The sequence below is a fragment of the Arthrobacter sp. LjRoot14 genome (genome assembly GCF_964253905.1).
Taxonomy (GTDB): domain Bacteria; phylum Actinomycetota; class Actinomycetes; order Actinomycetales; family Micrococcaceae; genus Arthrobacter.
In genome coordinates this window covers 1,451,303-1,462,853 of record NZ_CAXURL020000001.1, presented here as the reverse complement: position 1 = coordinate 1,462,853, position 11,551 = coordinate 1,451,303, and the positions used below count along the sequence as shown (strand labels likewise).

At 67.3% G+C, this 11,551-nt stretch carries 8 protein-coding genes; 7 read left to right on the top strand and 1 reads right to left on the bottom strand.

Annotation, left to right across the window (positions count from 1 at the left end):
- Positions 1–306: 306 nt before the first annotated feature.
- The 3 genes from ACSQ12_RS06620 (at position 307) to ACSQ12_RS06610 (ending at position 3,785) form a co-directional block, all read left to right on the top strand.
- Positions 307–981, top strand: a complete 675-nt coding sequence (locus tag ACSQ12_RS06620; RefSeq protein ID WP_436064806.1) for a Maf family protein — start codon at positions 307–309, stop codon at positions 979–981.
- Between the two features lie 124 nt (positions 982–1,105).
- A complete protein-coding gene (locus ACSQ12_RS06615; protein ID WP_436064805.1) occupies positions 1,106–2,956 on the top strand; it encodes an acetyl/propionyl/methylcrotonyl-CoA carboxylase subunit alpha in 1,851 nt (616 codons plus the stop codon).
- A 97-nt stretch (positions 2,957–3,053) separates the two neighbouring features.
- A complete protein-coding gene (locus ACSQ12_RS06610; RefSeq protein ID WP_436064804.1) occupies positions 3,054–3,785 on the top strand; it encodes a glutamine amidotransferase in 732 nt (243 codons plus the stop codon).
- Between the two features lie 70 nt (positions 3,786–3,855).
- Here ACSQ12_RS06610 and ACSQ12_RS06605 read toward each other — a convergent pair whose 3' ends face one another.
- The gene (locus ACSQ12_RS06605) at positions 3,856–5,268 is read right to left on the bottom strand and encodes an MFS transporter (protein ID WP_209746422.1); all 1,413 of its coding nucleotides are present in this window, start codon (positions 5,266–5,268) and stop codon (positions 3,856–3,858) included.
- Positions 5,269–5,537: 269 nt separating this feature from the next.
- Between ACSQ12_RS06605 and ACSQ12_RS06600 the strand changes: the two genes are divergently transcribed.
- The 4 genes from ACSQ12_RS06600 (at position 5,538) to ACSQ12_RS06585 (ending at position 11,549) form a co-directional block, all read left to right on the top strand.
- Positions 5,538–6,950 carry an MFS transporter gene (locus ACSQ12_RS06600; protein ID WP_436064803.1) on the top strand — a complete coding sequence of 471 codons (1,413 nt, stop codon included), beginning with the start codon at positions 5,538–5,540 and terminating at the stop codon, positions 6,948–6,950.
- A 1-nt stretch (position 6,951) separates the two neighbouring features.
- Complete coding sequence (locus tag ACSQ12_RS06595; RefSeq protein WP_436064802.1) at positions 6,952–9,153, top strand: molybdopterin oxidoreductase family protein; 2,202 nt, start codon at positions 6,952–6,954, stop codon at positions 9,151–9,153.
- Entirely contained in the window at positions 9,150–10,763 is a 1,614-nt protein-coding gene (locus ACSQ12_RS06590) for an FAD-dependent oxidoreductase (RefSeq protein ID WP_436064801.1), read from the top strand. The genes ACSQ12_RS06595 and ACSQ12_RS06590 overlap by 4 nt, the downstream gene beginning before the upstream one ends.
- 144 nt (positions 10,764–10,907) lie before the next feature.
- Positions 10,908–11,549, top strand: coding sequence for a hypothetical protein (locus ACSQ12_RS06585; protein WP_436064800.1), 642 nt, complete (start codon positions 10,908–10,910; stop codon positions 11,547–11,549).
- Positions 11,550–11,551: the final 2 nt, after the last annotated feature.

The following is an 11,551-nucleotide window of genomic DNA, read 5'->3' as shown; positions in this document are numbered from 1 at the left end:
CCGCCACCTCAAGACGCGTTATGACAGGAGCCAATGCGGCGCCCAGCTCCTCCAGCCGCCGACAGAATTCGATCTGCTCGGCGCCGCCCTCAGGCACCTTGATCTGTTGAAGCGCGTGCAAGCACATTGCTACCACGCCGCGGAGGTTGTCTCCATCACGTCCGGCCATTGCCCGTGCCGCTTCCGATCCCTGGTTCCCGTCCATGAACCAACTATCCCGCCGACCTCCGACAATAAGCCCGAGCGAGAAATCCTGAGCGAAAAGACCCCGCGACAATGAGACTCAGGGGGAACTAGGCTGGAGCGGTGACCCGCCTCATTCTTGCCTCCCAGTCCCCCGCACGCACCAAACTGCTGAGCCACGCCGGCATCCGGCACGAGATCCTGGTTTCGGACGTGGATGAAGATGCCGTCCAGGCCCGCTACGGCGTCACGGATCCGCACGACACCGCCCTGCTGCTGGCGCGCGCCAAGGCGGAGGCCGTCGCCTCGCTGCCGGAAGCAGACGGCGCACTGGTGCTCGGCTGCGATTCCGTCTTCGAGTTCGACGGCGAGGCGCACGGCAAGCCGTACACGGCCGAGGTCGCCAGGGAGCGAATGCTGCGGATGAGCGGCGCCATGGGCGTGCTGCACACGGGCCACTGGCTGGTGGACTGCCGCGATACCGAGCCCGACGACGGCGGCTCCAACGGCTCCGGCGCCACGCTGGGCTCCGTGACCTCCGCCGAAGTCCATTTCATGGACATGAGCGTCGAAGAAATCGACGCGTACATCGCCACCGGCGAGCCGCTCCAGTGCGCCGGCTCATTCACGATCGACGGCTACGGCGGTGCCTTCATCCGGAAGGTCGACGGCGACCCCCACACCGTCGTCGGACTTTCCATTTCCACCCTTCGCGGGCTGCTGGGCCAGGCGCAGGTAGGCATCACCGAACTGTGGACCGGCGGCGCCATTGACCCCGCCGATGTCCGCGCGGAGTGAGGCAATTCGCAGCTCTTTGTAGCATCCCTACAAAGGACAGGAGCTTTACACGCGGAATCCGCAAGTAATATCGGCGGAACCCTCAAAATCGCGCTAGGCTCCCTGAAGGAAAGAAGGAGACGCCTTGTCAGCAAATTCGGAGCAGTCCGCAAGTCCAGAGCAGTCCACCGCCCCAAGCCACGCAGGTGCCGCCCTGACGAGCTCCAAGCGGCTGAGCAAAGTCCTCATCGCCAACCGCGGTGAAATCGCCGTGCGCATCATCCGAGCCGCCCGGGACGAAGGCATCACCTCGGTGGCCGTCTACGCCGACCCGGACCGCGACGCCCTGCACGTGCGCCTGGCGGATGAGGCCTACGCACTGGGCGGCAACACCGCTGCCGAGTCCTACCTGGTGATGGAAAAGCTCATCGAAGTGGCGCACCAGAGCGGCGCCGACGCCATCCACCCGGGCTACGGCTTCCTGGCCGAAAACGCACAGTTCGCCGCCATGGTCATCGGTGCGGGCATCACCTGGATCGGCCCCTCCCCGGAGGCAATTTCCGCCCTCGGCGACAAGGTCCAGGCACGGCACATCGCCGAAAAGGTGGGCGCACCGCAGGTCCCCGGCACCGCCGACCCCGTGGAATCCGCAGAAGAGATCCTCGAGTTCGTGGACAAGTTCGGCCTGCCGGTGGCCATCAAGGCGGCTTTCGGCGGCGGTGGACGCGGCATCAAGGTGGCCCGCACGCGCGAGGAGATTCCGGAACTGTTCGAATCGGCCGTCCGCGAGGCCGTCGCTGCGTTCGGGCGCGGAGAATGCTTCATCGAGCGCTTCCTGGACGCCCCGCGGCACGTCGAAACCCAGTGCCTGGCGGACGCGTACGGCAACGTCGTGGTGGTCTCCACCCGCGACTGCTCTCTGCAGCGCCGCAACCAGAAGCTGGTGGAGGAGGCGCCCGCTCCCTTCCTGACCGAAGAGCAGAACCGCCGCCTCTACGAGTCGTCCAAGGCCATCCTCAAGGAGGCCGGCTACCTCGGCGCCGGAACGTGCGAGTTCCTGGTGGGCCAGGACGGCACCATCTCGTTCCTTGAGGTCAACACCCGCCTCCAGGTGGAGCACTGTGTCTCCGAGGAAGTCACCGGAATCGACCTCGTCCGCGAACAGTTCCGGCTGGCCCGCGGCGAAAAGCTGGGCTACGACGATCCCGAGGTGCGCGGACACTCCATCGAATTCCGCATCACCGGCGAAGACCCCGGCCGCAACTTCATGCCCGCCCCGGGCACCATCACCACGTTGAAGAACCCCACCGGCCCCGGCATCAGGGTTGACTCCGGCGTAGAGCAGGGCGACGTGATCAGCGGCAACTTCGACTCGATGCTCTCCAAGCTGATCGTCACCGGCGCCACCCGTGAGCAGGCACTGCAGCGCTCCCGCCGGGCCCTGGAGGAGATGGTGGTCGAGGGCATCCCCACCGTCATTCCGTTCGACCTCGCAGTGGTCACCAACCCCGACTTCGCCCCGGCCGAGGGACCGTTCAAGGTCCACACCCGCTGGATCGAGACGGCGTTCGTCAACGACATTCCGGCGTGGACGCCTGACGGCGCCGAAGGTGAGGCGTCCGACGCCGGGGATCGCCAGCGCGTTGTCGTCGAGGTGGGCGGCAAACGCCTTGAGGTGGTGCTTCCGGCGTCACTCGGCTCGTTCAGCACCGGCGGCCCGGGCAAACCGGCCAAGGCCAAGAAGCGTTCCCGCTCCGGCGGACCGGCGGCTGCTGCGGGCGGCAACTCGCTGACCTCTCCCATGCAGGGGACCATCGTGAAGGTGGCAGTTGTGGAAGGCGACATTGTTGCCGAAGGTGATCTCGTCGTCGTACTCGAAGCGATGAAGATGGAGCAGCCGCTCACGGCCCACCGTGCGGGCACCATTACCGGCCTGGTCGCCATCGCGGGCGAGACGGTCTCCGCCGGTGCCGTGATCGCCACGATCGAGGACTAAGCCGCCTCCGGCTCCTTCCCGGTCCGCCGGCACAGCAATGCCCGCCGCCCCCGGCGCGCCCATGGCGCCCGGGGGCGGCTCCATGCAGACTTAGCGTGTGAAGCCATTTCTACTGCTTGCCTCACGCGCCGAGGACAAGGCTGCCGAGGAAGAATACGAGGCCTACCTGCGCTATGGCGGACTTGAGCCCGCACAGTTGCGCCGCATCCGAATGGAAGCCGGGCCCATGCCGGACCTGGACCTCTCCGATTACTCCGGGGTGATCGTAGGCGGCAGCCCCTTCACCTCCAGCGACCCGGCGGACCACAAAAGCCCGGCCCAGCACCGGGTGGAGCGTGAATTGCGCCTGCTGCTGGACCGCATTGTGCCGGCGGATTTCCCGTTCCTCGGCGCCTGCTACGGGGTCGGTACGCTGGGCCTGCACCAGGGCGCGGTCATTGACCGGACCTACGGTGAAGGCCTGGGCGGCACCACCATCAAGCTGACAGCGGAAGGCCTGCAGGATCCCCTCCTGCGCGGACTGCCGGAAAGCTTCACGGCGTTTACCGGCCACAAGGAAGCCGTCAGCGTCCTTCCCTCCCACGCGGTGCTCCTGGCCAGTTCCGCGGCCTGCCCGGTGCACATGTTCCGGATCAAGGCCAACCTGTACGCCACACAGTTCCACCCGGAGCTCGACGCCGACGGGCTGGTCACCCGGATCGATATCTACCGCCACGCCGGCTACTTCCCGCCGGAGTCGGCGGAGGTGCTGATGGAGAACGCCCGGCAGTTCATTGCGGCGGAGCCGATGAAAATCCTCAGCAACTTCGTGGAGCGCTACGCAAGGTAGCGGCCGCAAATGACAAATGCCCGGCACCCCCGCGAAGGGTGCCGGGCATTTCCAGTGTCGGATTACCGGGTCAGGCTACGTTGTTCTCGTAGTCCAGGTCCCGTGTTTCCTTGCTCAGGAAGAGCGCCACAAGCGTCAGCACGGCCATGACGCTGAGGTACACGCCCACCAGCACGGGGCTGCCCTTGGCCATTTCCCAAAGCCACACCGCGATGAAGGGGGCCACGGCCGCACCCAGGATGCTGGAGACGTTGTAGCTCACGGCGGACCCCGTGTAGCGGACGTTGGTGGGGAACAGTTCGGGCAGCAGCGCACCCATGGGTCCGAAGGTCAGCCCCATCAGGGTGAAGCCGAGGATCAGCAGGGCCATGGTGCCCACGAAGCCGCCGCTGAACAGGGGGACGAACAGCAGTCCGAAGACGAAGATTCCCGCGGTGACTGCGAGGAGCATCTTGCGGCGGCCGTACTTTTCTGCCAGCGGGCCGGACACCAGGGTGAAAATGCCGAAGAACACGACGCCGGCAATCAGCATCCAGAGGAAGTCGTTGCGCGTGTAGCCCAGGCCGGGGACGAACGCCGCGGCTGCGGCCTCGGTCATCGGCTTTCCGGCCTTCTCGGCGGCGGCCCTCGCGGCGTCCAGCGTGGCGGGGCGCGTTCCATAGGTGAGGGTGAACGTAGTCATCAGGTAGAACAGCACGTACGTGGCCAGCATGATGAACGTACCCAGGATGAGCGGGCGCCAGCTGGTCTTGAAGACACGGCCGATGGGAAGCTTGGCCACTTCGTTGGATTCCAGGACCTTGGTGAAGGCCGGCGTTTCAATCAGCTTGAGGCGGACGTAGAGCCCGATGATCACCATGACGGCGCTGAGCAGGAACGGCACTCGCCAGCCCCAGGCTTCAAACGCCTGCGGGGAGAGCTGGTAGCTGGCCACGAGGAAGATCACGTTGGCAATGATGAAGCCGATGGGCGCACCCAGCTGCGGGAACGTGCCGTAGATGGCCCGCTTGTTGGCGGGGGCGTTCTCGGTGGCCAGGAGGGCCGCGCCGCTCCATTCCCCGCCGAGGGCCAGGCCCTGGGCGAAGCGCATGACCACCAGGAGTGCCGGCGCCCAGAAGCCCCAGCCCGGTACCAGCGCCGTGGGGAGGCAGCCGATCAGGAACGTTGCGATGCCCATGGTCAGCAGCGATGCCACCAGGGTGCCCTTGCGGCCGAATTTGTCCCCGAAGTGGCCGAAGACCACGGAACCGAGCGGCCGGGCGATAAACGCCACACCGAACACGGCGAAGGAGCTCAGCAGCTGGGTGGTCTCATTCTGTCCCGGGAAGAACAGTTTGGGGAATACGAGCACAGCGGCAGTTGCGTAGACGTAGAAGTCGTAGAACTCAACAGTGGTCCCGATGAGGCTGGCGACGATCACGCGCCCGCGCGAGTTAACCTGCTTGGCTGACCCCGGCTGCGGTGAGGTGGCAGTGGATGACATGTAGTAACGCTTTCGTGAGAAACCGGGCGGGTGCCCCAAAAGACTGCCCGGCTAAGGGATACGTATCTCTCAATAATAGTTCCCGCCGTCCAGCGACTGGACAAAGGGTCCAGTATGCGGACGTTTCGATTTGTCTCACAAAGCGGCGCCTCACGCCGTCACAAATGCCCCGATAGGCAAACTTCACAGCACGTTAACAAACGGCGACGGTTGACGAAACGCGCCATCCCTACCTTTGAAGAACAACAAACCCCCGAAGGAGGTACACCGTGACTGTTGACCGCACGGCAGAGGCCGGCGCACAGCCCGGAACTACCCGCACCGTTCACGCCCCCGCCCTTGAAGTCCGCCCCGGCCGCTGGATCGCCAACTGGGATGCCGAGAACAAGGAGCAGTGGGAGTCCCAGGGCCGTTCCATCGCCCGGCGCAATCTGAACTGGTCCATCTTCGCCGAATTCCTCGGCTTTGTCGTCTGGCAGCTCTGGTCCATCGTGGTGGTCCAGCTCCCCGCAGCAGGCTTCACTTTCTCCACGTCCGAAATCTTCTGGCTGATCTCCATGCCCAGCCTGGTGGGTGCCACCCTCCGCATCCCCTACACGTTCATGGTCCCAAGGTTCGGCGGCCGCAACTGGACCATCGTCTCCGCGCTGCTGCTCCTGATCCCCTCCATTGGGCTGGCGCTGTGTGTCTCCAACCCGGCGACACCGTTCGGCGTCATGCTCCTGGTCGCTGCCCTGGCCGGCTTCGGCGGCGGCAACTTCGCGAGCTCCATGGCCAACATCACGTTCTTCTACCCGGCCCGCGAAAAGGGCTGGGCCCTGGGCCTGAACGCCGCCGGCGGCAACATGGGTGCCGCCGTCGCACAGCTCGCTGTCCCGATCGCCATCACGCTCCTGGCCGCCGGAACCGTCAACCTTCCGGTCGCAGGCCTGATGTGGGTTCCGCTGATCCTGCTCGCAGCGTTCGGCGCCTTCAAGTACATGGACAACCTCACCAGCGCCAAAGGTGACGTGGCAGGCTCGATCGCAGCGCTCAAGGAACCGCACCTGTGGATCATGGCCCTGCTGTACATCGGCACCTTCGGTTCGTTCATCGGCTTCGCCGGGGTGTTCCCCAAGCTGATCAAGGACTACTTCCCCGCTTTCTCCTCCATCGGAGTGGGCACGGTGGCACTGTCCCTCGCCTTCCTCGGACCTTTGGTGGGTTCACTGGCCCGCCCCTACGGCGGACGCATGGCTGACCGAATGGGCGGCGCCCGCATGACCGTTGCCGCCTTCGCCTCCATGGCCGTCATCACGCTGACCATGATCTGGACCCTGCCGCTGAAGAACTTCTGGCTCTTCCTGGTGCTCTTCCTGATGCTCTTCACCGCAAGCGGCTTCGGAAACGGCGCCACCTACCGGATGATCCCCATCATCTTCGCCACCAACAGCAGGGCAGCCCGCAACGGCGCCAGCTCGGTGGCAACCCAACGCCTGGCCTCCTCGGCCCTGGGCCTGATCTCGGCTATCGGCGCCTACGGCGGGTTCGTTATCCCGCAGGTGCTGAACGCGTCCAACCAGGCCAGCGGTTCGTACACCCCCGCTTTCTACGGCTTCGTCGGGGCATACGTCCTGATGCTGGTGGTCTGCTGGGCCTGCTACATCCGCAACGCCAACCGAAATGCGATGGGACACGTCTAACATGACCACAAGCGCCGACACGCACTGCCCCTACTGCGCCTTGCAGTGCGCCATGACGCTGAAGTCCCCAGCGGCTCTGACCCCGGCTGTCCAGCCGGGGTCAGACCCCGTGCCGGCTCAACCTGTCCTGGAGGTATCCGGACGCGACTTCCCCACCAACCGCGGCGGCCTCTGCCGCAAGGGCTGGACGTCCGCGTCCCTGCTGAGCCACCCCGGACGCGTCACCGAGCCCATGCTGAAGGGCTCCGACGGAGTCCATCGTCCCGTGAGCTGGGATGACGCCCTGAAGCTCATCACCGCAGCCGTCAAGGAGACCAGGTCCCGCTACGGCGCGGACGCCGTCGGCGTTTTCGGCGGCGGCGGCCTGACCAACGAAAAGGCCTACATGCTGGGCAAGTTCGCCCGCCTCGCCCTGGGCACGTCCCGGATCGACTACAACGGCCGGTTCTGCATGTCCTCCGCAGCCGCCGCCGGCATGAGGGCATTCGGCGTGGACCGCGGACTGCCGTTCCCGCTCGAAGACCTCGACAACGCCAGCACCATCCTGATGCTCGGCTCCAACGTGGCCGAGACCATGCCGCCCTTCGTGCAGCACCTGCAGGGAGTACGCGACGCCGGCGGGCTGATTGTGGTGGACCCCCGCCGTTCCGCCACTGCCGCGTTCACTTCCGACGGCGGCGGCCTGCACCTGCAGCCGCTGCCGGGCACCGACCTCGCCCTGCTGCTGGGTCTCTCCCACGTAGTGATCCACGAAGGCCTGGCCGACACCGATTTCATCCAGGCGCGCACCAGCGGCTTCGACGCCCTGGTCCGCAGCGTCAACGCCTTCTGGCCCGAGCGGGTCCAGTCCCTGACCGGGGTTCCCGCCGACCTCATCCGCGAAACGGCGCGCAGGCTGGCCCACGGCGCTGCCCAGGGTGGAAGCTACATCCTGACGGGCCGCGGCGTGGAGCAGCACGTTGACGGGACGGACACCGCCACCGCCGCCATCAACCTGAGCCTGCTGCTCGGACTGCCGGGTTCCGCCCGCAGCGGCTACGGCACCCTCACCGGCCAGGGCAACGGCCAGGGCGGACGCGAACACGGCCAGAAGGCCGATCAGCTCCCCGGCTACCGGAAGATCACCGACCCCGCGGCCCGCGCGCACGTGGCCAAGGTGTGGGGCGTGCCGGAATCGTTGATTCCCGGGCCCGGCCTCCCCGCCGTCCAGCTCCTGAAGTCCCTCGGACAGCCCGACGGCGTCCGATGCCTCTTCGTGCACGCCTCCAACATCGCGGTGGCCTCCCCTGATGCAAACGCAGTCATTGCGGGCCTCCGCAGCCTGGACTTCCTGGTGGTCTGCGATTTCTTCGTCTCCGAAACAGCCGCCGAAGCAGACCTGATCCTGCCGGTCCTTCAGTGGGCGGAGGAGGAAGGCACGCTGACCAACCTTGAGGGGCGCGTGCTGCGCCGCCGCCGTGCCCTGCAGCCGCCGGCCGGAGCCCGCAGCGAACTCTGGATCATGGCACGGCTCGCCGAAGCGCTCGACGCCCCGTCCACCTACAGCGAGGATCCCGAGACGGTCTTCGAGGAACTGCGCCTGGCCTCCGCCGGCGGGCTCGCTGACTACTCCGGCATCGACTATGCGATGCTGGACCGCGGCGAGGCCGCCTACTGGCCCTACCCCGTGGGAAGCAGCGGCACGCCGCGGCTGTTCCTGGACGGTTTTGCCCATGCCGACGGCAAGGCGGTCATGACGCCGGTGGCGCCCCGCCGCCGTCGTACTCCGGCAGCGAACCCCGCCCGGGACAACACAGCCTCAGGCGCCAAGACCATGACGCTCATTACCGGCCGCCTGCTGGAGCATTACCAGTCCGGGTCGCAGACCCGACGCGTGTCCGAGCTGCTGGAGTCCCAGCCGGAGGCAAAGCTGCAGATCCACCCCGCGGCCGCGGCGTCCATGGGCATCACCGACGGCGCGTTCGTATCCGTGGCCAACGAGCGCGGCGAGGTGCTCTGCCGCGCCGAACTCAGCACGGCGATCCGGCCCGAGACTGTCTTCCTGCCGTTCCACTTCCCGGAGCTCGAGAGCGCCAACCGGCTGACGGAGGCCGCTACCGATCCCATCTCCGGGATGCCGGAGTTCAAATTCAACAAAGTCTGGGTCCGGGCGGCCGCCAACGGACTTCAGCACAGCGTTCTTCAGACATCGGAGGCCTCATGAGTGAGCAGATAGTAATTGTTGGCTTTGGTCCGGTTGCCGCACGGCTGGTCGATGAGCTGCTGCCCGCGGTCCGTGGCGGACTGGCCCGCCTGACCGTGATCGGCGAGGAGGCGGACGCCGCCTACAACCGCGTGCTGGTGGCCGACCTCGGCGTCGGGCGCACCACCGCGGGCGCGCTGGCGCTGTCCGACGCCGCCGCGCTGATCGCCGACGGCGTGGACGTCCGGCTCGGCGTCCGCGTCCGCCGGGTGGACCGCGCCCGCCAGCAGGTGATCCTCACGGACGGCACCAAGCCCCGCTATGACCGGCTGGTGTTTGCCACCGGTTCGCGTCCGGTCATCCCCAACCTGACCGGCCTCAACCCGGACCCGGCCCACCCGGTATTGCCCGCCGGCGTGACCGCGCTGCGCGACCTGCGCGACGCCGAGGTGCTCCGCCAGGCTGTTTCCGGCGGCAAGCGCGTTGTGGTGCTGGGCGGCGGCGTCCTGGGACTCGAGACAGCCCTGGCCGCCGCCGAAGAGGGTGCCACGGTGACCGTGGTCCACAACGGACCGCACCCGCTGGGCCGGAACATCGACCGCGGCGGCGGAGCGGTGCTGGCCGCCAGCCTGCGCAACTGCGGCGTCCGGATGGCCGGCAACGCGCGCTCCACCGGGATTGAACACAACGCTCCCGACGGCGGCTTCTCCGCCCTGCTGCTGGATGACGGTTCAGCGATCGACGGCGACCTGCTGGTGCTGTCCTGCGGCGTCCGGCCGCGCGTGGAACTGGCCGAAGGCTGCGGGCTGTCCACCGGCGCGGGCATCCTGGTGGACCACAAGCTGCGGGCACACCATGAGCCCCACATTTTCGCGATCGGCGACTGCGCCGAAGTCCGCTGCCCCGACCCTTCCTGCAGTGAGTGCCGCAGCGCGCCCGGCCCCTCCGGCCTGGTGGGCCCGGGCTGGCGGCAGGCGGGGTGGCTCGCCGAGTACCTGACGCTCCTCGCCGAGGGATCCCCTGCGGGATTCGGCGAAGGTTTCGGCGAAGGTTCCGGCGACGCCGGTCCGGCGGACGTGGCGGATTCCCTGCCCGAGCTGCCGATGGAAAAGCCGGGTGTTATCGTCCTCAAGGCCCGCGGCCTGAACATGGCCGTGGCAGGCGATAATGCCGCAGATCCGTGGGACGACGAGGTTTTGACGGCCGGTGCGGTGAACGGCCGTCCGCGCCTGCAGATCGCTCAGTGGGCGGATCCGGAACACGGCCGCTACATCAAGATGACAACGCGCGGCGGAGTCTTGGAGGGCCTCGTGGCCGTGGGCATGCCCCGCACTGCGGCGGAGCTGGTGTCCCTGTTCGAGCGCGGCGACGAGCTCCCCGCCGACAGGTCGCTCCTGCTGCGCCTTGACGGACCGGACCAGCTGGCAGCCCCGGGAAGCAGCGACCCCGCCCGCACCGTCTGCCGGTGCGCCGGGGTCAGCGGCACCAAGATCCAGGACGCTGTTGCTGACGGCTGCTCCACCGTGGCTGAGGTTTCCGGCGCCACCCGTGCCGGCACCGGCTGCGGCGGCTGCCACTCCGACATCAAGGACATCATCGAAAAACACTTCCAGGCGGCGGCAGCCGCCTGACGTGATGTGATGTGATGGCGGCTCGCCCGGTGCGCCGGGAAGCCTGGCTTCGCCGCTGACCCGTTCAAGGGACTTATGCCCCTTGTCCCTCCTGCGGCCCCGGGGTGTCATGGAAGCCAGAGTCAGTGGATCCGAGGGGTTGCCATGTTCAGCGTCACGATCTTCCTGGCCGCGGCCGCGCTCATCGTTGCTGCCGCCGTCATGGGCATCGTCTCCCTGCGGCGGCCGGACCGTTCCGTCCGCGCCCGGGCACTGGTGTGGACGGCAGCCGCCATCATGACGGCCTTCACGGTCCTCGCCGGCCTGTTCGTCAGCGGCTATGCCCTGACTGATCCCGGCGGCCCCGAGGGAATCATGCTGGTTTTGTGGTGGGCCGTTGCCCTGGCCGTCCTGGCCGTCCTTGCCTGGCTTCGTCCCTCGTGGGCCACACCGGTACTGGCCCTGCTGGCCGCGTTGGTGGTCGTGGCGGGAATTTGGTTCGCCCTGGATTCCGTGTCGTGGCGCGAGTTCGAGAACGCCAACGGCCCGGTCCGCGCCGTGGCCGTGCTGGTCCTCGCGTTCCCTGCAGCCGTCCTGGGCCTGAAACGAACGGCCACGGCGGGCTGGCTATTGCTGGCCCTCGGCCTGGGCCCGATAGCCTTCTCAGCCCTGGGGAACCTCGCCGGAGTGGTGTCCCTCTCCGCCGTCAGCGTGATCCCGCTGATCACGGGACTGCTGTTTCTGGTGGCGGCCCGGATGACCCGCGCCGCGGTGTCCACTGAGCACGTGGGTGCCTTGCCGGCCTGACG